The following is a 21,635-nucleotide window of genomic DNA, read 5'->3' as shown; positions in this document are numbered from 1 at the left end:
GATTAGAACGGTGCGTCATCATCGTTCATGTCGTCCATTCTGGAAGGCTTGATGATGACATTTCCTGCTGGTCTGTCAAAATCCTGAGAAGGCTGCATGCCTGCACTCGGGCTTTCCATAGAGAAGGACGTAGGTGCAGAGAAGTTTTCCTCCAGATCCGCAAACTTAACGTATTTACCAATAAAGCGTAATGGTACAATTCCGGTTTCACCGTTACGGTGTTTTGCGATAATTACCTCACCGATACCTGCCTGTGAACGTCCCTGCTCATCTTCCGTAATCCCGTAATATTCCGGTCTGTACAGGAAGAGCACCATATCCGCATCCTGCTCAATGGAACCAGATTCACGTAAATCCGATAGCATCGGGCGTTTACCATTTTGTCCGGGTCTGCTCTCTACCGCACGACTCAGCTGAGAGAGTGCCAGTACGGGAACGTTTAACTCTTTGGCAACAGATTTCAAAGCTCTGGAGATACTACCAATTTCCTGCTCCCTGTTACCACCACCACCTTCACCTTTACCATGCATCAGCTGCAAGTAATCGATGATGATCAGTTGTAAGTCGTATTGTGATTTTAACCTTCTGCATTTTGCCCTGAACTCAAAGATATTTAGTGCCGGGGTATCATCAATTAATAATGGCGCTTCGGTTAAGGTACCTATTTTACTGTGGAGCTGTTGCCATTCCCATTCAGCCAGATTTCCTTTTCTGATCTTTTCCTGTTCAATCTCCGTTTCTCCGGAAATCAAACGATTCACCAACTGTACCGAGGACATCTCCAGGGAGAATACCACTACTGCACGTTTAAAATCTACGGCGGCATTTCTGGCACAGGTTAGTACGAATGCGGTCTTTCCCATCGCCGGACGTGCAGCGATGATCACCAGATCTGAAGGCTGCCATCCACCGGTAATCCGGTCGAGGTCAGTAAATCCGGAAGGTACACCGGTTAATCCATCGCTCTTTCCACGAAGTTCCTCTAAAGTGGCCAGGGATTGTTTTACAATCTCGTCCATTTTCTGCGTATCCCTGCGGAGGTTGTTCTGAGCAATGTCAAACAGGTTTTTCTCTGCATGGTCTAACAAGTCGAAAATATCGGTGGTGTCCTCGTAGGCATTCTGAATAATTTCAGAAGAGATCCTGATGAGTTCGCGCTGGATGTATTTCTGGGAGATGATCCGGGCATGGTATTCTATGTTTGCTGCCGAAGCAACTCTATTGGTCAGGTTGGTGATATAATAAGCACCACCCACCATTTCCAGTTGCCCAAGGTTTCTGAGTTCTGAAGTTACCGTTAAGATATCTACGGGTTTTGATTTCTGGAACAATAAGGCAATGGCTTCAAAAATCTTCTTATGCGCTTCTGCATAAAAAACTTCTGGTTTTAAGATGTCAATTACTGTAGAAAGGGCATCTTTTTCTAACATCAAAGCCCCAAGGACAGCCTCTTCAAGGTCTAATGCCTGCGGTGGTATCTTTCCCATGGTGTTCATGGAATTGCTCAACCTGTTCTTTCTGGCAGTGAAGTTTGCTTTGTCTTGTCCCTGATTTCCGTTATCGTTACTCATAGGCACAAAAATATGGAAAAATTAGGTCCTTTGCTTAATTCTTTTATGAACATTTAAAAAGAACAAATACCGGAATTCTACCATCGCCCTGCCAAATCGAACTTATTTTCCAACAGAACTATGTGGATAAGACGGACTTAGCGCTATGAAAAAATAGGATTCCTTTAATCGCAATATTTCAGCTATTTTTGCGCTTCAATTTTAAGAAAGATGGAAAATTCCAGGAGAGCCCCGAGAGCGAAAGAAAATAATGAATTCGTATTTGGTATACGTGCTGTAATAGAAGCAATTAAAGCGGCTAAAGATATTGAAAGTATTTATGTTCAGCGCGGCTTGTCAGGAGAGTTGATGCTGGAGTTGAAAGCCCTTCTGAAGGATGTGGACGCGCCGATTCACAATGTGCCGGTAGAGAAACTAAACCGGATGACACAGAAAAATCACCAGGGTGTAATTGCGGTGATCTCTTCTATAACTTTCCAGAAAATTGAAGACATCATTCCTGCGGTTTATGAAAAAGGGGAAACTCCTTTAATTCTGATCCTGGACGGCATCACCGATGTGCGTAACATGGGGGCAATTGCCAGAACTGCTGCCTGTGCAGGGGTTCATGCGATTGTGGTACCTACAAAAAACTCGGCTCAGATCAATGCAGATGCGATCAAAACTTCTGCCGGAGCCTTATTTACCATTCCGGTTTGCAGGCACCCGAATCTTCATAAAACCGCCCTGTTTTTACAGGATTGTGGTTTACAGATTGTAGCCTGTACCGAGAAAACAAACGATTTGATTTATGCACCTGATTATACCGTGCCTACTGCAATTGTAATGGGAGCGGAGGATGAAGGGATTTCTAATGAGATCATGAGAATGGCAAACCATCTGGCCAAAATTCCGATGATCGGAGAAATCAGCTCATTGAATGTTTCGGTTTCTGCCGGAGTAATTCTATACGAAGCGATCAGACAACGTCAGTTGTAAGCTGAACCTGTTAATTGTAAGCTGATATTTATTACCTGATATATTGGGGAGCCCTGAAGAAGCTCCCCAAAAAATTTTAAGCTTCTTCGAATAGATATCCGCTATACGCCAATCCTTTGGCAACACTGATAAAATTATCTCCTGAATTTACCGGTACTCCAGGAAACTTGTTGTTAAACAGGTTTTTAACTGCGGCTACCAGGGAAGTTCCTCCGGTAAGGAATAAACTGTCGATTTCATCTGGTTTGATCTGGTGTTTAAGGATAAACTCATCGAGGTATATGTTGATCTTTCTCAGGTCTTTCTGAATAATGGTATTGTACTGCTCAATGGAAACCTGCTCATCAATTTCTATTTCCATCTTTTTATACACAAAGGGTGATGCTTCGGTTTTCGACAACTGCACTTTTGTCTTTTCAATGGACTGGAAAAGAGAATACCCCAGGTTATTGTCGGTCAGGGTGATTAGGTTTTTCAGTTTCGGATGCTGTTTTGAATAATGGTAATAGTTCTGAAGGTCATTTCTTACCCTTAATCCATTAAAAAAGTTCATCTGTTCCCAGGAGCAGATGTTACTGAAATAGGAATTGGGAACGGTTAACATTTTACCCGGAGCAGCTTCATAAAGGGTGTCTTTCCCGAAATGGGGCGTTCCGCGGTCCCACATAAAAGAAGAATCAAAGCTGTCTCCTCCAATATAAATACCTCCGGTGGCCAGGATGTCATTCCTGCGGTCTTTGCTGCCTACTTTAGCAGGGTCGAGGATGAGGTAGGTGAAATCTGTCGTACCACCGCCTAAATCGGCAACGAGTACTTTTTCCTTTTTGGTAATGGTCTTTTCATAGGCAAAAGCTGCGCCTATCGGTTCGAACTGGAAGCGGATATTGGTAAATCCCGCATTTTCTGCAGCTTTACTTAAACGTTTCTGTGCAAGGGCATCTTTTGAAGTATTGTCGTCATCAAAGAAAACAGGCCTGCCAATGATGGCTTTTCCGCAATCTTCTCCGATAATGAGGTCTGCCTTCTGTTTTAAGTCCTTTAGAATTAAAGTAACCAGGTCCGAAGCATTGTATTTTTTATTGTATACGCGGGTTTCTATAAAGCTGCTTCTTGGCAGAATTCTTTTGATAGATTTCATAAACCTGCCTTTCATGCCATCTTTCAGGTAGGCAGCAATGGCATCTTCACCCACAAAATAGCTGACAGGTTCTGCAGCACTCAGCTCATTCTGGAAATATAAAATGGAGGGAACGGTAATCGTAGAGATGATTTCTTTTTTTTCATCATCATAGATGGATAGGGCGGAATTGGTGGTACCAAAGTCAATTCCGTATAAATACTTACTCATTGTAAAGATAAATTTGGGGGCAACGAATGTTAAAAACAATACATCCGGATTCTGGCAAATGCTAAAATCCGGATGTACTTATGAAAAGGTAAACTCTTGGTTATATGTATTTTGTGCCGAATTTAGATTTTACATCGGCCACAATCTGTTTAATGTTTTGTTCTTCGGTTCTGGGGCAGATCATCAGGGTGTTGTTAGATTCTACCACAATGTAGTCATGGAGTCCCTGAAGGATCACCAGCTTGTCTTTAGGGACGTTTACCATGCAGTTTGAGGAATCAAACATCATCACTTTCTCTGCCGGGATCACCGCGTTACCTACATAATCGTGTTCTGCAATATCATAAATTGAAGCCCAGGTGCCCAGGTCTGACCATCCGAAATCGGCAGGCAGTACATATACATTGTCCGCTTTTTCCATGATTCCGAAATCTATAGAGATATTGGTGCATTGCTGATAAGCCACGCCAATGAACTCAGTTTCATTGCTGGTGTTGTATACCGGGTTTCCCTGTAAGAAGATCTCATGCATCTCCGGAAGGTGCTTGGCGAAAGCTTCGGTGATCGACTTTGCCGACCAGATAAAGATCCCTGCATTCCACAAGAAATCACCACTCTGAATAAAAGATTTGGCAAGCTCCAGGTTGGGCTTTTCTGTAAAGATTTTAACCTTATGGATATGATCGTCTGTCTTCAGGGTATTTTCTACATACTGGATATAGCCATATCCGGTATCAGGTCTGCTTGGTTTAATGCCTAGTGTAATCAGACAGTCGTTCTCAGCTGCAGCTTTTAAAGATTGTTCTATCGCTGCAATGAAAGCATCCTGATTGGTGATGGTATGATCTGATGGGGCTACTACAATTGTCGCATCCGGGTTGAGGTTCAGGATTTTCATGGAACCATAAGAAACACAGGGTGCGGTATTGCGCATGATCGGTTCAGCAAGAATCTGGTTTTCTGCTAACTCAGGGAGCTGCTCTTTGACAATATCTTTATAAATCTCATTCGTCACTACAAAAATATTCTCTGGCGGACAGATCTTTAGAAAACGCTCATAAGTACTCTGGATAAGGGTTCTTCCAATGCCAAAAAAATCAATGAACTGTTTGGGATATTCTGTTCTGCTAACCGGCCAAAATCGACTGCCAACGCCACCAGCCATTATTAATGCGTAATTATTTTTATTCATGCTAAACTATAGTCTTAAATTATACCTTCCTGAAGAAGGTCGTGTAAATGTATCATCCCAAAATAAGCTCCAGCATCGGTAACCAATAACTGGGTAATGTTATTTTCTTTAATCAGCTCCAGTGCATTAATTGCCAGAAGTTCTTTCTCAATGGTTTTAGGATGAGGGTTCATCAGGTCGCTCGCTCTGATGTCGGCTAAATTAGTATGTTTTTCTAACATTCTCCTGATATCTCCGTCAGTAATAATTCCTAAAATCATATCTGCCTCAACAACAACGACTGCACCTAAACGGTTTTGACTAATTTCAATTATGACATCTTTTACAGAAGCGGAGGGAGCGATGCTTGGTTTTTGGTTTTTAAGGGCGATGTCTCCGGCTTTCAGGTACAGTCTTTTACCCAATGCACCTCCGGGATGGTACCTGCCAAAATCTTCTTCATTGAAATTTCTTGCATTCAGCAGACAAATGGCAAGGGCATCACCCATGGCCAGTTGCGCCGTAGTGCTGGTGGTTGGGGCGAGGTTATGCGGACAGGCTTCCTTTGCCACGGTGGTATTCAGGATGAGGTCAGCCTGTTGGGCAAGCTCCGAATTCAGCTGACCTACCATGCCGATCATCAGGTTTCCTGATTGTTTCAGCAGGGGAGCCAGGACTTTGATTTCAGGGGTGTTTCCACTTTTGGAAATACAGATGACAATGTCGTCTTTCTGGATCATTCCGAGGTCACCGTGAACGGCGTCTGCAGCATGCATAAAAATCGACGGAGTGCCTGTAGAATTGAAAGTTGCAACAATTTTCTGCGCGATAATGGCGCTTTTACCTATTCCTGTAACAATAACACGGCCCTTACATAGCAGAATATGGTCGATAATGCGGATAAAATCATCATTTATATGCTCAATTAAGCCTAAAATAGACTGTGCTTCCAGCTGTAACGTGTTGACTGCGTCCCCGATAATAGATTTTTTACTTTTCAAACAGAATTAATTAGTATATTGATGCTTTGAATTAGTGCAAAATTATGTTATTTTGAAGTAAATATAGCACTGAATATTTTATACGCGTAATGGATGTGAAAAAGTCGTTGTTTGATAACTTACAAACCTTTTTTGGTTTTAATAATTTTAAAGGTGATCAGGAGTCTATCATCACTAATGTTCTTGAAGGAAAGAATACGTTTGTTATTATGCCTACAGGTGGAGGGAAGTCCATATGTTACCAGTTACCGGCGCTAATGAGCGAAGGTACTGCAATTGTTATATCGCCCCTGATTGCCCTGATGAAAAATCAGGTAGATCAATTGAGGGCTTTCGGCGGAAGCGACAGCATCGCTCACTTTTTAAACTCTTCTTTAAACAAAGCAGAAATTACCCAGGTAAAAAGCGACTTGCTCAGCGGACAAACCAAATTGTTATACGTTGCCCCGGAATCGCTTTCCAAGCAAGACAATATTGAGTTCTTAAAACTGATTAAGATATCCTTTGTGGCGGTCGATGAGGCCCACTGTATTTCTGAATGGGGGCATGACTTCCGTCCGGAATACCGGAAAATCAGACAGGTCATTTCTGGCCTGGGAGATGAGATCCCGATTATAGCTTTAACGGCAACGGCTACTCCGAAAGTTCAGCAGGACATCATTAAGAACCTGCAGATGTCGGATGCCACCTTGTTTAAGTCGTCCTTTAACAGGCCGAACTTGTTTTATGAGATCCGCCCCAAAAGAGATGTCATCAAGGAAATGATCAGGTACATCAAGTACAATACCGGAAAATCAGGGATTATCTACTGTCTGAGCCGTAAAAAGGTGGAGGAAGTAGCGGAAGCCTTAAACCTGAATGGGATCAAGGCTTTGCCTTATCATGCAGGTTTAGAGCCTAAGGTAAGGGCCGATACACAGGATAAATTCCTGATGGAAGATGTGGAAGTCATTGTGGCGACCATTGCTTTCGGTATGGGGATCGATAAACCGGATGTACGTTTCGTGATTCACCACGACATTCCGAAGAGTATGGAAGGCTACTATCAGGAAACTGGCAGGGCTGGCCGTGATGGAGGAGAAGGGGTATGTATTGCTTTTTACGCACAGAAAGATGTAGATAAGCTGGCCAAGTTCATGAAGGACAAGCCGGTGTCTGAACGTGAAATCGGGACACAGATCCTGAAAGAAGTGATCGACTATGCGGAGTCTGGTGTTTGCCGCAGAAAACAAATCCTGCATTACTTTGGAGAGAACTTCAACGAAACAGGCTGTAACTGTATGTGCGACAACTGTAAAAAGCCTAAAACGCTTTTTGATGCAGAAGAATCGCTGCTGGTTTTACTGAAACTGGTGCAACGCATAGGAGAGAAGTTCGACGATACACATATCCTGAATATTTTTACCGGTTCTGAAACGGCACAAACCATTGCTTATGAGCATGGCAAGATTGCGGAGTTTGGTCTGGGCATCGTAGAAGGAGAAAACTACTGGAAGTCTTTGGTCCGCCAGTCGGTACTGAACAACTTCCTTTCTAAAGATATTGACAATTACGGTCTTTTAAGACTGACCAATAACGGAAGGGATTTCATTGAAAACCCATACAGCCTGAAATTTGTGCTCAATGAGCCGATAGAAAGTGCTGCGGACGATGATGAGGATGATGTGAAACATGGTACAGGCACGCTGGATACGCAATTGTTACAGCTGTTAAAGGACCTGAGAAAGAAAATCGCCAAGCAAAAGAATGTACCTCCATTTGTGGTATTCCAGGACCCTTCATTGGAAGAGATGTGTACGCATTATCCGATTGCGATGGATGAGTTGAAGCAGATCTCCGGAGTAGGAAATGGAAAGGCCATGAAGTTTGGTTCTCCATTCATTGAGCTGATTAAGAAATATGTAGACGATAATGACATTGAGCGCCCGATAGACCTGATCATCAAAACCCAGGCAAATAAATCGCAGCTTAAAGTGTCTATTATCCAGAATATCGACAGACAGATTGGTCTGGAAGATATCGCTAAATCCAAAGGCATCACTTATTTCGATATCTTAAAAGAAATCGAAGCCATTGTAAATTCAGGCACCAAGCTGAACCTTAATTATTTTGTTGATGAGTTGATTGATGAAGACCGTCAGGATGAAGTATTTGATTACTTCCAGTCTGCCGAGAATGACTCTATCGATGAGGCTTTAAAAGAATTGGGGGAGACAGACTATTCACGTGAAGAAATCCAGTTAATGCGGATTAAATTCATGTCTGAATTCGGTAATTAATACAAAAGATACAAAATGATCAATTTTCCACTAGATAATTTAAAACATCAGGATTCCAATAATTTCTTTCTAATGGCCGGACCATGTGCCATTGAAGGAGAGGACATTGCGTTACGCATTGCTGAGAAAATCATTACCATCACTGATAAACTGAATATCCCTTATATCTTCAAAGGATCTTACCGCAAAGCGAACCGCTCAAAAGGAGGCTCATTTACCGGAATCGGAGATGAGAAAGCTTTGAAAATCCTGGAGAAAATCGGTAAAACTTTTAATGTACCTACGGTTACTGATATCCATGAAAGCGCAGAAGCTGCAATGGCAGCAGCTTATGTGGATGTATTGCAGATCCCCGCATTCCTTTGTCGCCAGACAGATTTGCTGATCGCTGCCGCACATACAGGAAAAGTAGTTAATGTAAAGAAAGGTCAGTTTTTATCGGCTGGATCGATGAAATTTGCTGTAGAAAAGATCGTGGAATCCGGAAATAACCGGGTGATCCTGACTGATCGTGGAAATACTTTCGGCTATCAGGACCTGATTGTAGATTATCGTGGATTACCTGAAATGCAGGCCTTCGGGGTTCCTGTAGTGATGGATTGCACACATTCCCTGCAACAGCCCAACCAGAGTTCGGGAGTAACGGGTGGAAAACCTGAGCTGATCGAAACGATTGCCAAAGCAGCAATTGCTGTTGGTGCGGATGGCTTGTTTATTGAAACACATCCTGATCCGGCAAATGCAAAGTCTGATGGTGCAAATATGTTACACCTGGATTTACTGGAAGATTTACTGGTAAAACTGGTCAGGTTGAGACAAGCGGTGATCTGATGATCTAACTTTAGGCAATAACATAATTAATTTTATGGTTATGGATGAATATGAAGCAGCACTGCATAGATTGGCCTCAGATACCTTGGTATTTGGCCCTGTTTTGGCTGCTCAGGTGACTGATAAACTCGAATCAGGAACTGAACTCAGATATGGCCACCGCGACTATTGTGGTATGGGGATGGCGATGAATGAAAATAAAGAGTTCTTGTATGGTGAAATCTGGGACGGCGCTTTTTCCGAACCGAAAATCTTCCCCAACAGAGATTTATTTGTTGCCTGGCTGGCTCAGCAATCCACTTCTTCACTAGCCCGTCTGGATGATGGCGATTTTTTTAGTGGCAACCAGATCATTTCCCGTAAACGACTGCTTGATTTTATAGCTCCGGACTATCCAAAGCCGGACTTGGTATAGACAGTATAAAATACTGGTATTAAGTTTGATGATAAAAATCAAATTGAACCAATCATGGCAAAAGCGCTCCTGACATTTGTTTTGTTCTTATCCCAGATGCTCGTTTTCGGGCAGGAGAAACTCATTAAAGATTTAGATCATGATGGGGTAAAGGATACGGTGTATTTATCCGGAAAAGAGTCTATTATAGTATGCCGGTTATCCAGTCAGAAGTTTACAAAAATTCAAAGCCAGGCACTGGCAAATCTAGATGATAACGCCGGAATTAAGGCCACTAAAAGTGGCTTTGAGCTTTTCAATGACTGGATGCGGACAGGTTTTAAAACTCAGTTCAGGTACAACAAGGATACTAAAAAAGTACAGCTGATTGGTGTAAGCAGGTATTCATATGGTGGTGCTACCCATGATGGAAGCGGGGAATCCAGTTTAAACCTGTTAACGCATGATTACATCGGAGATTGGAATTATTTTAACCCTGCGGCCAATAAGGGATCGGGAAAACTTGTTAAAATTCCAACGATCAGGACAAAAATGAAGTTTAAAACCGTTAATCTGGAATCATTTGACCTGGGGGTGTATGATGATTATGAGGCTAAATGCACAAAGCTGTCTGAACAGCACCAGAGCGGCCGGGCGCTCTAGATTTTAGTAATGATAAAGGAGGTTCTCCTGTTCTTTTTCCGCTTTTCTTCCGTTTCATTTCCTGCAATTGGCTTGGTTTCCCCATAACCTTTGTAAGTTAATCTTGCCGCATCAATTTTGCTTTCAATCAGGTGATCGTATACCGCTTTGGCACGGTTGACAGATAGTTTCTCGTTTTGAAGGTCATTCCCTACATTATCCGTATGTCCCTGAACCTCTATGTGGATGTTCGGGTTGTTTTTTAACAGCTCTTTCAGGGTTGCAAGTTCTGTCACTGAAGCGGGGAGAAGGGTATATTCATTCGTATCGAAGAAGATGTTCTTCAGGACCATATTTGTACCGACTTTCAACCGCTCTAAATCAATCTCCAGAAGAAAGGGTTTGTTCCCATTGACGGATTTAAGCTCATAATTTTCAGAATAAAAAAGATAACCATCTGCACTGACGTTAAAAGCATAATCAGCACCGAAAGGCATTACCGCAAGAAATTCCCCATTGTCTTTAGAGGTATAATCATTGTAAGCAGTCTTTTTATTGCCCAGGTTGACCACCTGTACCCTCGCTTCCAGGAACTTCCTGGTTTCTTTATCCCGGACAATGCCTTTTACATAAGTAATGGCCATTGGTTTTTTATCTTCCGGCAGTTTAAACTGGTAAATGTCCATGTCGCCATGCCCGTCTTTTAAATTGGAAGAGAAAAAAGCTTCTGTTCCGTTGGGGCTCACAATCAATCCGGTTTCTTCACTAAAACTATTGATGGGGTATCCCATATTTAAAGGTTTGCTCCAATGACTGGTACTGTCCATGCGGCTCATGAAAATGTCTTTGCTGCCCATGCCTGGCCATCCATCAGAAGAGAAGTACAGTGTTTTTCCATCGGCATGAAGGAAGGGCGTATTTTCATCATAAGGAGTATTGATCTCCGGGCCAAGGTTGACCGGTACTGACCATTCGCCTTCTTCATTGAGCAGGGTTTTCCAGATGTCATAACCACCAATCCCCCCTGGTCTGTTGCTCACAAAATACAAGGTACTTCCATCCGGACTGATGGCGGGTTGCGATTCCCAGTACATAGAATTTACCGGAGCACCAAGGTTAAAAGGCTGTCCCCAGTTGTTTCCTTCCTTATGACTGACATAAATGTCACATCTTCCCAGCCCATTCGGCCTGTTGCAACCCGTAAAAAAAAGGTATTGCCCATCAGGAGAAATAGATTGTGCACCCTCATTGAATTGGGAAGTATTGATATTACTGCTCAGGGAAACAGGGTCGGTCCATTCTTTATCTACTTTTTTAGAGATAAAAAAGTCTTCATTGCCATCGATATTTCTGCTGAAGATTAAGGTTTCATTGTCGGCAGTAATGGCCGGGAAGTAATCCCGGTGCTTAGAATTGATTTTTGCACCAAGGTTAACAGGTTCGTATTTCTGGGGTGTTTTTAATGCCTGGATGGAAAACTCACAGTCCTTTCTGTATTTCTCTGCTTTGGCAAGAAAGGCCTTGTCATTTCCGGTATATTTTTCGATAAAGACATTGATGTTTTTCAATGCACTTTGGTAATCACCGGTATTGATCTGACATTCGGCCAATCCATAATGCAGACGTACGTCCGATCCGGCACCTAAGGCAAGCGCTTTGTTGTAATATAACTTGGCTTCTTCAAAAGATCTGATTCTCCGGTTGAGTTCTGCAAGTTGAATGATGGCGTTCTGAAAGTTGGCATCAGCTGCCACAGCATCCTTTAGCGAAGCAATGGCTGCTTCGTATTCATTGTTATTCAAATAGGCCTGGGCCTTGTCAAAATCCGCTGTCGCTTTTTTGACAGTAGAGTTTTGCGCGTTAACCCCAAGAATTAGAAAAACTAAGAAAGCGGCAATAGATATTTTTTTCAAAACGCTACTGTTAATGAATAATATTAAATGTAGCGAAAAATCCGAAGATATAATTAAGGGATATTTAAATATTTGTGAGTCTGTAGGGAAATTTCCCATTTAGGGTTTGCCATTACATAGTCAATAATCAGTGGAGTCATCTCTTTTGATTTGGACCATTCTGGTTGTAAATACAACTTACAGGAGTCAGAAACGCTTTCTGCGTATTTCTCTGCCCATTCGAAATCACTCTTGTTGAACACAATTACTTTCAGCTCATTTGCAAAAGGAGTGATGTCCGGACGGGGCGCTTTAAATTTCTTTGGAGAAAGACAGATCCAATCCCAGGTTCCTGAAAGCGGATAAGCACCAGAAGTCTCGATAAAGGTCAGGATATTTCTTTCTTTTAACTTTTGGGTCAGGTAATCCAGGTTGTATATCAGTGGTTCACCACCGGTGATCACTACTGCTTTTCCGGGAAAACTATCTGCTTTAATGACAATGTCATCTGATAAAGTCAGCGGATGTAATTCTGCATCCCAGCTTTCTTTCACGTCACACCAGTGACAACCGACATCGCAACCTCCCAAACGAATAAAATAAGCCGCTTTTCCTGTGTTAAATCCTTCGCCCTGAATGGTGTAAAACTCTTCCATTAAAGGAAGTAATGTGCCGTCTGCTGGTATTTGATGTGCCATATAAAGGCTGCAAAGGTAAATAAAATATCCGCGGGAAATGAGATTATATGTATATTGAAAACGTTTATATGACCAATCTATGAAAAAGAAGGGAATCCGGAGATGTTGAAGTGGTATAAAATAGAAGGAACCTTCCCGGAGCAGGATTTTGTCACACAAATTAAGGTGAACGGGAAGAAATTATGTATGCTGAGGCATCAGCATCAGGTTCATGTCGTTCAGAATACCTGTCCGCATGCCGGAGGGATATTGAGCGGAGGGCGCTGTAAAGATGGGTATCTGATCTGTCCGATTCATCGGTATGAGTATAGTCTGGAGACAGGAAGGGGAGCAGAGGGGCAGGGGGATTATATCGATATTTATCCGGTGGAGGAAAGAGAAGATGGGATTTACGTGGGCTTAAAAGAAAGCTGGATTAAGAAACTATTTGGATAAAAAACAATTTGTATAAAAAGAAAGAGGGTTGATTCAATAATCAACCCTCTTTCTTTTTATCGTGATATCCTGAATTCTTATGGATAGATTTCTTTTTTAGCTGAAGCCAATGTGTTCTTTAATAAACCCACAATCGTCATCAGACCTACACCTCCGGGAACCGGAGTGATCCATGAAGCTTTAGGCGCTACGTTTTCAAAATCAACGTCACCGTACAGCTTATAACCTGATTTAGTTTCTGTTGAAGTCTCTCTGTTGATCCCTACGTCAATGATGATTGCACCAGGCTTCACCATATCTGCAGTTACAAAATTCTTCTTGCCAATCGCTGCTACAATGATATCTGCCTGTAAAGCCAGCTCTTTTAAATTCGCTGTTTTACTATGCGTCAATGTTACTGTACAGTTTCCTGGGTTTGCATTTCTGGCCATCAGGATACTCATCGGACTTCCGACAATGTTACTTCTGCCGACTACCACACAGTGTTTCCCTGTGGTATCAATCTGATAAGCCTGTAGCATTAACAGAATTCCATAAGGTGTTGCAGGAATAAAGCATGGCAGATTTCTCATCATGCGTCCCAGGTTTACCGGGTGAAACCCATCTACATCTTTACGATAGTCGATCGTTTCCGTTACTTTTTCAGGATCGATGTGTTTAGGAAGGGGAAGTTGAACGATTAAACCGTCTACTCCGGCATCCTGATTGATTTCTTCGATCTTCTGAAGCAATTCTGCTTCAGTAACTGTGACATCATATCTGATCAGGGAAGATTGAAAACCTACCTTTTCACAGTTTTTCATTTTACTGGCAACATAGGTTTCGCTGCCACCATCATTTCCAACCAGGATTGCAATTAAGTGTGGCTTTCTGCCACTCTCTGCTAAGAAAGCTGCGGCTTCTGCTGCTATTTCCTGTTTTATTTTCTCTGATGCGAATTTTCCGTCAAGTAACTGCATGTAATCCTAATGATGTTGTTTATGTATAGGCAATGCCGGAGCATTGCCTGGAAATTAATCTAATTTAAGTACGGCCATGAAAGCGGTTTGTGGAATCTCCACATTACCTACCTGACGCATCCGTTTTTTACCTTTCTTTTGTTTCTCCAAAAGTTTACGTTTACGGGAGATGTCACCACCATAACATTTGGCTGTTACATCCTTACGTAAAGCCCTTACGGTCTCACGGGCAATGATTTTTGCACCGATAGAAGCCTGGATCACAATTTCAAACTGTTGTCTCGGAATCAATTCCCTCAATTTCTCGCAGATTCTTTTTCCGAAGTCATAAGCATTGGTGCGGTGAATTAAGGATGATAACGCATCCACATGTTCACCATTCAACAGAATGTCCAGACGTACCAGTTCAGATTGTTTATAACCGATCTGATGGTAATCGAAAGAAGCATATCCTTTAGAGATGGTTTTCAGCTTATCGTAGAAATCGAAAACGATCTCACCCATAGGCATTTCAAACACCAGTTCAACGCGGTCTGAAGTCAGGTACGACTGATTGATGATCGTTCCTCTTTTCTGAATACAAAGAGACATTACGGGACCAACAAATTCAGCTTTGGTAATGATGTTTGCTTTGATGAAAGGCTCTTCCACAAAATCCAGTTTACTTGGATCAGGAAGGTCTGAAGGGTTGTTCACGATGATTTCATCACCTTTGGTCGTATGGGCGATATAAGACACGTTGGGAACAGTAGTAATTACCGTCATGTCAAATTCGCGTTCCAGACGCTCCTGGATGATCTCCATGTGCAACATTCCAAGGAACCCGCAACGGAATCCGAAACCTAAAGCTGCAGAGCTTTCCGGTTCAAATACGATCGAAGCATCGTTCAGCTGCAATTTATGCATGGCCTCACGAAGTTCTTCAAACTCATCCGTATCTACAGGATAGATCCCCGCAAATACCATTGGTTTTACCTCTTCAAATCCTTGAATGGAATCTAAGGAAGGTCTGGCAACGTTGGTAATCGTATCTCCAACCTTTACCTCACGCGCTTCTTTAATCCCTGATATAATATAACCTACGTCTCCGGTTTTCACCACATCCTTAGGCAACATGTTTAATTTTAGTACACCCACCTCATCCGCAAGGTATTCTTTGCCGGTATTGATGAACTTTACTTTATCACCTTTTCTGATTTCACCATTCACTACTTTGTAGTAAGCGATGATCCCTCTGAAAGAGTTAAATACAGAGTCAAAGATTAAGGCTTGTAATGGTGCCTCTGGTTCTCCAACCGGAGCAGGTACGCGGTCTATAATCGCCTGAAGGATTTCCATTACCCCCAGTCCGGTTTTTCCGGATGCAGGAATGATTTCTTCGCGTTTACAACCAATCAGGTCGATGATCTGATCTTTAACCTCTTCAGGCATGGCACCTGGTAAATCCATTTTATTCAGGATCGGGATGATTTCCAGGTCATGCTCTAAAGCAAGATATAAGTTGGAAATGGTTTGTGCCTGAATCCCCTGAGAAGCATCAACGATTAATAAAGCACCTTCACAGGCAGCGATAGAACGGGAAACTTCATAAGAAAAATCTACGTGTCCGGGCGTATCGATCAGGTTTAATATATATTCCTGTCCGTCCACTGTATAATTCATTTGAATGGCGTGGCTTTTTATCGTGATACCACGTTCACGTTCCAAATCCATATTATCCAGCAACTGAGCCTGAGACTCACGTTGGGTAATGGTTTTAGTATATTCCAGTAAACGGTCGGCCAGGGTACTTTTCCCGTGGTCAATATGTGCAATTATGCAAAAATTACGTATGTGCTTCATCAGTGGCGCAAATATAGGATTTTGAGTCGATTAATTTATCGTAATTTCATCAAAGAAAGAATGGGCGAGCTCACCTGAACCATCATGCCAGTCGCCGAGAATGCCATAGGCCTTGACTACTACCTTGATATACCTGCATTCTATGCCTGCTTTGGCACTAAACTCCTGAATTTGCCTGCGTTCATCCTTAGGATCAACGCTTGATTTTACCTTACCGATTTCTGTAAAATGAATGTTGTCTGGAGAAGCATAAAAGCTAACTTCTGCAGGAATGATGATCCAGGCATCGGCATCTTGTAAAGCTCCGATGCTTACAGTGTTTACTTTCTTCTTCAAACCAAGGTCTACAACCGCTTCAATTTCCGGACTACGGAAGCCTTGCCAGATGTCTCCGATCTTATAATTAGCCGTTCCCCGGATCCCATCAATCAGAGCATTGTCACCCCCACCTGTGAAAGTAGGATTGATCGGGGTTTTAACCTGTATGGTATAATGTTGATCTGCAATTTTGTAGGAAGCTTCAACAGGGAAGCTGTTAACATAACCCTCTTTGTAGGCAATGGCTTTTATCTGAAGACTTTTGTCGATTTCAAAAGGCCGGGTGTAAAGAAGCGAAGCTTTGGAAGGAGCAGAACCGTCTGTGGTATAATAGATTTGAACATCTTTTAAAGGATTGCTGATGCTGACACTATGTTTTCCTTTGAAAATAGCCGATGGCCCATTGATCGATGGGTTAGGGGTAATGAGTTGTTCGCTGATCCTCATGACTGGTTTTTCCAGGCTGTTCAGGTAATCCATATCAGGCTTTTCGGAAAACTCAAAATCTAGCCTTGCTCCGTTGGACAGGTCTTCGTAATTTAAAAACAGTTTCTGATGAGGCTTGCCATTTAATTTTAATCCCGAGGTATAATAGCGGTCTTTATCCAATGAAGGTGCATTTACAATGATCTTTTTGCCATTTTCCAGATGAACGGTTAGTTTTTTGAACCATGGGCTACCAATGTTGTAAATGTTATTGCCAGGGGATACCGGGTACCAACCCATTGCACTCATCACCAACCAGGCGCTCATCTGGCCGCAATCCTCATTCCCGGACAAACCATCAGGCTGATCGTGGTATTGCTCCCTGTAGATTCTTTGGAGGTAATGCGCGGTCTTTTCCGGATGGCTGGTGTAATTGAACAGGTAAGACATATGGTGACTTGGTTCGTTTCCATGTGCATACTGCCCGATTAATCCGGCAATATCATCCTGGGCCCGGCCCGTTAATCCTTTTTTTGTCGTAAACAATTCATTCAGTTTTTCCTGATATGCAGGCGCTCCGCCCATAAATTCCATATGGGTATTGATGTCCTGTTGCGTGCTGAAAGAGTAATGCCAGGAATTTCCTTCTGTATAATTGCTGTTTACTTCTGTAGGTTCGAAAGGCTTATAAAAACCTCCGTTCTGGCGGGCACGGATAAATCCGGTTTCCGGATCGTACAGGTTTTTCCAGTATTGTGCCCTGCGGCTATAATGTTCCTGGTCTTCTTTTTTACCCAACAGGCGGGCGAATTCCGAGATGCACCAGTCGTCATAAGCATATTCTACCGTTTTAGAAGCTGATTCTTCCTCTTTGTCGGAAGGAACTGCACCTTCGGCAGCATAGAGGTCAAGACCAAATTGTTTCCTGTTCACGGAGACTTTCATGGCTTCCAGTGCTTTTGCCGTATCGAAATCTCGGATTCCTTTAGCATAAGCATCTACGATAACAGGAATGGCATGATTGCCGATCATGCAAAAGGTTTCATTCGAAGCCAGTTCCCAAACTGGTAGTAATTTCCCCTGATCGTACATCGCCAGGAAGGTCTTGATAAAATCAAGCGTTCTCTTTCTGTCGGTTAAGGCTAGTAATGGATGTTCGGTACGGTGGGTATCCCATAAAGAGAACACCGTAAAATATTCAAAGCCATCGGCTTTATGGACCTTTTTATCCAAACCCAGATACTGCCCATCCACATCCATAAACAGATTAGGGTTTAAGAAGCTGTGGTATAATGCGGTATAATAGGTGCGGAGTTGCTTCTGATCGTCACTTTCTGCTTCCACTTTAGAAAGTTCTGTGTTCCAGGTCTTTTTAGCTTTCGCAACTGTGCCTTTGAAATCATAGTCTTTCAGCTCTGCATTCAGATTTTTTAAGGCGCCTTCTGCACTTACTGCAGAGATGGCCACTTTGGAAAGTACATTTTCGCCGGCTTTGGTATCAAACTGAATAAATAATTTGATGTTTTTACCGGAAGCTTTTTTCAAACCTTTCTGTACGATATCATCCAGTGCAATACCATAAGATTTGAAAGGTTTGCTGAATTTAGCGAAGAAATAAACAGGCTGGTCTTTTGCCCAGGCTTTAGACCTTCTGAAGCCGCGAATCTCTGTCGGGCTGACGATCTCAATCCAGGAGTCCAATACCCGGTCTCTGTGCTTTAAATCAATGATGATGTTGGATTGATTTGAAGCAGGAAAGGTATATTGGTGTAGCGCAACTCTTCTGGTGCTGGTCAGGGCTACATCAATGCCATATTTATCGAGTTTAGTCGCGTAATATCCCACACTGGCCTTTTCATTTTTCTTTTGAAAAGGAGAGGAGTAAGCAGTATTGTTGAACTCAGGTTTCCCTATGGTAGGCATAAACAATACATCCCCGTAATCGGGGATGCCAACCCCACTCAGGTGGGTATGAGAGAAACCGTAAACTACAGTATCGGTATCATGGTAACCGGAGCAGCCATCCCATCCGGTTAAACGGGTATCAGGGCCTGGCTGGATCATGCCAAAGGGCATTGAAGGGCCGGGATAGGTATGTCCGTGGCCTCCTGTTCCGATAAAGGGATTTACATATTGGGTGTAATCTTTTTTAGTTTGAGCAAAGCTGATGGAAAAGGACAGGGCAACAAAAAAGATCGTGCTGGTCAGTTTTTGTGTCATTATTTGTTGCTGTTGGCCAGTTCAATCAGTTTTTTGACCGTGGCAGTATCCGTCAGGTCAAAGCTGAATTCGTCGGCTGATGTACCCATACTCAATTCCGGTTTTCTGTACTCCATTTCGCTTTTTATGGCATGTTTTGCAGAGGCATGGAATTCTTTTGCTCCGGTGATCCGGATGATTTCTGCAATGTTTTCTGTTTTGACACCTGCTCCGGGCATAATGCTGATCCTTCCGGCAGCTTGTATGATCAGTGCTTTTAACTTTTCTGCACCCTGAATTGCCGATATCGCTCCTCCGGAAGTCAATACCCGTTCACAACCCATTTCGATGAGTTCTTCCAAAGCTTTTTCCAGGTCATTACACATGTCAAAAGCCCGGTGGAAAGTTACTTTCATGGGCCTTGCCAGCTCAATCAGTTCTGCACAACGTTCTTTATCAATACTGCCATCAGTTTTGAGAATCCCGATCACCACACCATCACAATTTAGTGATTTACAGATGTTGATGTCTTCTTTCATGATGCGGAACTCCAGGTCGGAGTATAAAAAATCTCCACCTCTGGGCCGGATGATGGGATAAACCTGAATTTTCAGGAGTTCCTTCGCCAGTTTAAGCTGAGCATAACTGGGAGTGGTCCCCCCCTCATGCAGGTTGTCACAAAATTCCACCCTCACTGCGCCACCTTCCTGAGCTGCAAAGGCCGAGGTAAGGGAGTTGGCGCAAACTTCCATTTGAATCATTTTATATAAAGAAAATATGAATTAATAATAGCTTTTTCCCGGGATCAGTAAATCGTCCTTCTGACTGGTACATACCGCATAGCTGAAGCCTTTTTGAATGGCATAAGCACCGTATTCTCCTTTTTTATTCAAGGCCAGGAAACCCACCTGAATGCCTTTTGCAATTTCCGGTTTTTTCTTGATGATCCTCATTACCGCTTCTTTGCAGGCATCTTCAGGAGCATATCCTTGTCGCATGAGTTCTACAACAAGGAAGCTACCCACATTACGGATCACTTCTTCTCCAACTCCGGTTGAAGTGGCACCGCCAACTTCATTGTCTACATATAAACCGGCACCAATAATCGGGCTGTCACCCACACGTCCATGAAGCTTATAAGCCATTCCGCTGGTGGTACAGGCACCTGAAATGTTTCCTTTGGCATCAATAGCCAGCATTCCAATGGTATCATGGTTGTATTGATTTCCTGGTAATTTAGTAGGAGCTGCTTTATCATAAAGCTTGTTCTCAATGTTCATTACCGGCGCATACTTGGCCGTTTTAAGCCATTCTTTCCATGCTTTTTCACTTTCTTTGGTGAGCAGGTTTTCTTTTTTAAAGCCGTTCTCCAGTGCAAACTGAAGCGCACCATCACCTACAAGCATCACGTGCGGTGTTTTTTCCATTACCAGTCTGGCGACAGATATCGGGTGCATAATATGTTCTAAACCAGCTACTGCACCACAATTACCTAAATCATCCATGATACAGGCATCCAGGGTCACATGTCCATCTCTATCCGGCAATCCACCATATCCTACAGACTGATTTTTAGGGTCCGCCTCCGGAACATGAACACCTTTCTCCACTGCATCTAAGGCCCTGCCTCCGGTAGAGAGTACTTTCCATGCGGCCTGATTGGCTGCAATACCGAAATCCCAGGTAGAGATCACGATTGGTTTTACGGGTTCATGGGAAGAAGGGGCAGGGATCATTGCTGCTGCACTTGTTCTGTCAATGGCCAATAACGAAGCGGAAAGCGCAGATGCTTTTATGAATTTTCTACGGTTAAACATGGTTTGGTTTAGTAATCTTTGTTTGGTTAAATGATATTAAAATTGTCGGCATCCTTTAAGAAAGGAAAAGCCTGACGGGTTTTTACAAGTTCTTCATAACCGATGCTGAAGGTATATAAATCTTCATCTTCAGGTTTATAGTATACGGTTTTACCCATAGGGTCTATACATTGAGAGTGGCCGCTATGGTACACCTCTTTTCCATCATGACCTACGCGGTTGGCCGCAATCACATAACTTTGATTCTCAATTGCGCGCGCTGGAATCAACGCATTCCAGTGTATGGCACGTTTGTCCGGCCAGCTGGCCACAAACAAGAGGATGTCATATTCTTCATTCTTATTACGCAACCAGACTGGAAAACGAAGGTCGTAGCAGATGGCAAGGCGGATTTTCCAGCCTTTCAATTCTACAATAACGTTTTCATTTCCAGGGGTGTAGGTTTTGTCTTCCTCACCTAAACCAAAGAGGTGCCTTTTGTCGTAATGACTGTATCCGCCGTCAGGAAGCATCCAGACCAGGCGGTTATAGTAATTTCCGTTTTCTTTGATGATCAGGCTTCCGGTAACCACACACTCATATTTCTGTGCAATTTCGTTCATCCATTGCATGGTTTTTCCACCCATTTCTTCAGCAAGAGCTTCTGCATTCATGCTGAAACCTGTATTGAACATTTCAGGAAGAATAATCAGGTCTGTTTTTTCTTTAACACCCGACGATAACCTCAGGGATAAGTTTTGAAGATTCTTATCAATATTTTCCCAAAATAGGTAGGCCTGAAAAATAGTGATCTTCAGGTTTTTAATATTCAGGTAATCTGGATTTTCCATTATT

The 21,635-nt window shown here is 42.8% G+C and carries 18 protein-coding genes; 6 read left to right on the top strand and 12 right to left on the bottom strand.

The annotated features are described in order from the left end of the window. Positions 1 to 2: 2 nt before the first annotated feature. The gene (gene dnaB, locus BUC20_RS06605; RefSeq protein WP_073228906.1) at positions 3 to 1,571 is read right to left on the bottom strand and encodes a replicative DNA helicase; all 1,569 of its coding nucleotides are present in this window, start codon (positions 1,569 to 1,571) and stop codon (positions 3 to 5) included. A 210-nt stretch (positions 1,572 to 1,781) separates the two neighbouring features. Here dnaB and rlmB point away from each other — a divergent pair, with 210 nt between their 5' ends. Further along, on the top strand, positions 1,782 to 2,549 hold the full coding sequence (rlmB, locus tag BUC20_RS06600) for a 23S rRNA (guanosine(2251)-2'-O)-methyltransferase RlmB (protein WP_073228905.1): 768 nt from the start codon (positions 1,782 to 1,784) through the stop codon (positions 2,547 to 2,549). Positions 2,550 to 2,625: 76 nt separating this feature from the next. On the opposite strand, the gene BUC20_RS06595 is transcribed toward rlmB, so the two are convergent. From BUC20_RS06595 to BUC20_RS06585, 3 genes are all read right to left on the bottom strand, one after another. Continuing rightward, entirely contained in the window at positions 2,626 to 3,897 is a 1,272-nt protein-coding gene (locus BUC20_RS06595) for an Hsp70 family protein (RefSeq protein ID WP_073228902.1), read from the bottom strand. A 100-nt stretch (positions 3,898 to 3,997) separates the two neighbouring features. Continuing rightward, positions 3,998 to 5,089 (bottom strand): mannose-1-phosphate guanylyltransferase, encoded by a 1,092-nt coding sequence (locus BUC20_RS06590; RefSeq protein WP_073228900.1) that lies wholly within the window; start codon positions 5,087 to 5,089, stop codon positions 3,998 to 4,000. A 14-nt stretch (positions 5,090 to 5,103) separates the two neighbouring features. Beyond that, the gene (locus BUC20_RS06585) at positions 5,104 to 6,069 is read right to left on the bottom strand and encodes a KpsF/GutQ family sugar-phosphate isomerase (protein ID WP_073228897.1); all 966 of its coding nucleotides are present in this window, start codon (positions 6,067 to 6,069) and stop codon (positions 5,104 to 5,106) included. Between the two features lie 89 nt (positions 6,070 to 6,158). Between BUC20_RS06585 and recQ the strand changes: the two genes are divergently transcribed. The 4 genes from recQ to BUC20_RS06565 are packed head-to-tail and all read left to right on the top strand — an operon-like array spanning position 6,159 to position 10,236. Continuing rightward, complete coding sequence (gene recQ, locus BUC20_RS06580; RefSeq protein WP_073228895.1) at positions 6,159 to 8,348, top strand: DNA helicase RecQ; 2,190 nt, start codon at positions 6,159 to 6,161, stop codon at positions 8,346 to 8,348. A 15-nt stretch (positions 8,349 to 8,363) separates the two neighbouring features. After that, entirely contained in the window at positions 8,364 to 9,179 is an 816-nt protein-coding gene (gene kdsA / locus BUC20_RS06575) for a 3-deoxy-8-phosphooctulonate synthase (RefSeq protein ID WP_073228893.1), read from the top strand. 40 nt (positions 9,180 to 9,219) lie between these two features. After that, entirely contained in the window at positions 9,220 to 9,594 is a 375-nt protein-coding gene (locus BUC20_RS06570; RefSeq protein ID WP_073228890.1) for a hypothetical protein, read from the top strand. 54 nt (positions 9,595 to 9,648) lie between these two features. Continuing rightward, positions 9,649 to 10,236 carry a hypothetical protein gene (locus BUC20_RS06565; protein ID WP_073228887.1) on the top strand — a complete coding sequence of 196 codons (588 nt, stop codon included), beginning with the start codon at positions 9,649 to 9,651 and terminating at the stop codon, positions 10,234 to 10,236. Here BUC20_RS06565 and BUC20_RS06560 read toward each other — a convergent pair. Continuing rightward, positions 10,233 to 12,128 carry an OmpA family protein gene (locus BUC20_RS06560; RefSeq protein WP_073228885.1) on the bottom strand — a complete coding sequence of 632 codons (1,896 nt, stop codon included), beginning with the start codon at positions 12,126 to 12,128 and terminating at the stop codon, positions 10,233 to 10,235. The two genes, BUC20_RS06565 and BUC20_RS06560, sit on opposite strands and share 4 nt — an antisense overlap. 53 nt (positions 12,129 to 12,181) lie before the next feature. Beyond that, entirely contained in the window at positions 12,182 to 12,805 is a 624-nt protein-coding gene (locus tag BUC20_RS06555) for a 7-carboxy-7-deazaguanine synthase QueE (protein ID WP_073228883.1), read from the bottom strand. Between the two features lie 102 nt (positions 12,806 to 12,907). Here BUC20_RS06555 and BUC20_RS06550 point away from each other — a divergent pair, with 102 nt between their 5' ends. Further along, a complete protein-coding gene (locus tag BUC20_RS06550) occupies positions 12,908 to 13,240 on the top strand; it encodes a Rieske (2Fe-2S) protein (protein WP_073228880.1) in 333 nt (110 codons plus the stop codon). Positions 13,241 to 13,317: 77 nt separating this feature from the next. Here BUC20_RS06550 and BUC20_RS06545 read toward each other — a convergent pair whose 3' ends face one another. Genes BUC20_RS06545 through BUC20_RS06520 form a run of 6 tightly spaced genes read right to left on the bottom strand, consistent with a single transcriptional unit; the run spans position 13,318 to position 21,631 of the window. Further along, positions 13,318 to 14,199: a bifunctional 5,10-methylenetetrahydrofolate dehydrogenase/5,10-methenyltetrahydrofolate cyclohydrolase gene (locus tag BUC20_RS06545; protein WP_073228878.1), complete on the bottom strand. Its 882-nt coding sequence runs from the start codon at positions 14,197 to 14,199 to the stop codon at positions 13,318 to 13,320. 54 nt (positions 14,200 to 14,253) lie between these two features. After that, on the bottom strand, positions 14,254 to 16,041 hold the full coding sequence (gene lepA, locus BUC20_RS06540; RefSeq protein ID WP_073228875.1) for a translation elongation factor 4: 1,788 nt from the start codon (positions 16,039 to 16,041) through the stop codon (positions 14,254 to 14,256). Positions 16,042 to 16,071: 30 nt separating this feature from the next. Then, positions 16,072 to 19,005 carry a GH92 family glycosyl hydrolase gene (locus BUC20_RS06535; protein WP_073228872.1) on the bottom strand — a complete coding sequence of 978 codons (2,934 nt, stop codon included), beginning with the start codon at positions 19,003 to 19,005 and terminating at the stop codon, positions 16,072 to 16,074. Continuing rightward, positions 19,005 to 19,736, bottom strand: a complete 732-nt coding sequence (locus tag BUC20_RS06530) for a copper homeostasis protein CutC (RefSeq protein WP_234994458.1) — start codon at positions 19,734 to 19,736, stop codon at positions 19,005 to 19,007. The genes BUC20_RS06535 and BUC20_RS06530 overlap by 1 nt, the downstream gene beginning before the upstream one ends. A 30-nt stretch (positions 19,737 to 19,766) precedes the next feature. After that, positions 19,767 to 20,801 (bottom strand): glycosylasparaginase, encoded by a 1,035-nt coding sequence (locus tag BUC20_RS06525; RefSeq protein ID WP_073228867.1) that lies wholly within the window; start codon positions 20,799 to 20,801, stop codon positions 19,767 to 19,769. A 26-nt stretch (positions 20,802 to 20,827) separates the two neighbouring features. After that, the gene (locus tag BUC20_RS06520) at positions 20,828 to 21,631 is read right to left on the bottom strand and encodes a nitrilase family protein (protein ID WP_200800892.1); all 804 of its coding nucleotides are present in this window, start codon (positions 21,629 to 21,631) and stop codon (positions 20,828 to 20,830) included. Positions 21,632 to 21,635: the final 4 nt, after the last annotated feature.

This window comes from Pedobacter caeni (assembly GCF_900129215.1).
GTDB classification, from domain to species: domain Bacteria; phylum Bacteroidota; class Bacteroidia; order Sphingobacteriales; family Sphingobacteriaceae; genus Pedobacter; species Pedobacter caeni.
Note: the sequence above shows the minus strand (reverse complement) of the source record. Positions and strands in the feature narration are given on the sequence as shown.

Excerpts from the sequence above, each read along its gene's own strand:
- BUC20_RS06525 (WP_073228867.1), bottom strand. The coding sequence starts at position 20,801 with ATGTTTAACCGTAGAAAATTCATAAAAGCATCTGCGCTTTCCGCTTCG.
- BUC20_RS06590 (WP_073228900.1), bottom strand. The coding sequence starts at position 5,089 with ATGAATAAAAATAATTACGCATTAATAATGGCTGGTGGCGTTGGCAGT.
- BUC20_RS06570 (WP_073228890.1), top strand. The coding sequence starts at position 9,220 with ATGGATGAATATGAAGCAGCACTGCATAGATTGGCCTCAGATACCTTG.
- BUC20_RS06530 (WP_234994458.1), bottom strand. The coding sequence starts at position 19,736 with ATGGAAGTTTGCGCCAACTCCCTTACCTCGGCCTTTGCAGCTCAGGAA.
- recQ (WP_073228895.1), top strand. The coding sequence starts at position 6,159 with ATGGATGTGAAAAAGTCGTTGTTTGATAACTTACAAACCTTTTTTGGT.
- BUC20_RS06545 (WP_073228878.1), bottom strand. The coding sequence starts at position 14,199 with ATGCAGTTACTTGACGGAAAATTCGCATCAGAGAAAATAAAACAGGAA.
- BUC20_RS06520 (WP_200800892.1), bottom strand. The coding sequence starts at position 21,631 with ATGGAAAATCCAGATTACCTGAATATTAAAAACCTGAAGATCACTATT.
- lepA (WP_073228875.1), bottom strand. The coding sequence starts at position 16,041 with ATGAAGCACATACGTAATTTTTGCATAATTGCACATATTGACCACGGG.
- BUC20_RS06535 (WP_073228872.1), bottom strand. The coding sequence starts at position 19,005 with ATGACACAAAAACTGACCAGCACGATCTTTTTTGTTGCCCTGTCCTTT.
- BUC20_RS06555 (WP_073228883.1), bottom strand. The coding sequence starts at position 12,805 with ATGGCACATCAAATACCAGCAGACGGCACATTACTTCCTTTAATGGAA.
- BUC20_RS06550 (WP_073228880.1), top strand. The coding sequence starts at position 12,908 with ATGTTGAAGTGGTATAAAATAGAAGGAACCTTCCCGGAGCAGGATTTT.
- rlmB (WP_073228905.1), top strand. The coding sequence starts at position 1,782 with ATGGAAAATTCCAGGAGAGCCCCGAGAGCGAAAGAAAATAATGAATTC.
- dnaB (WP_073228906.1), bottom strand. The coding sequence starts at position 1,571 with ATGAGTAACGATAACGGAAATCAGGGACAAGACAAAGCAAACTTCACT.
- kdsA (WP_073228893.1), top strand. The coding sequence starts at position 8,364 with ATGATCAATTTTCCACTAGATAATTTAAAACATCAGGATTCCAATAAT.
- BUC20_RS06565 (WP_073228887.1), top strand. The coding sequence starts at position 9,649 with ATGGCAAAAGCGCTCCTGACATTTGTTTTGTTCTTATCCCAGATGCTC.
- BUC20_RS06595 (WP_073228902.1), bottom strand. The coding sequence starts at position 3,897 with ATGAGTAAGTATTTATACGGAATTGACTTTGGTACCACCAATTCCGCC.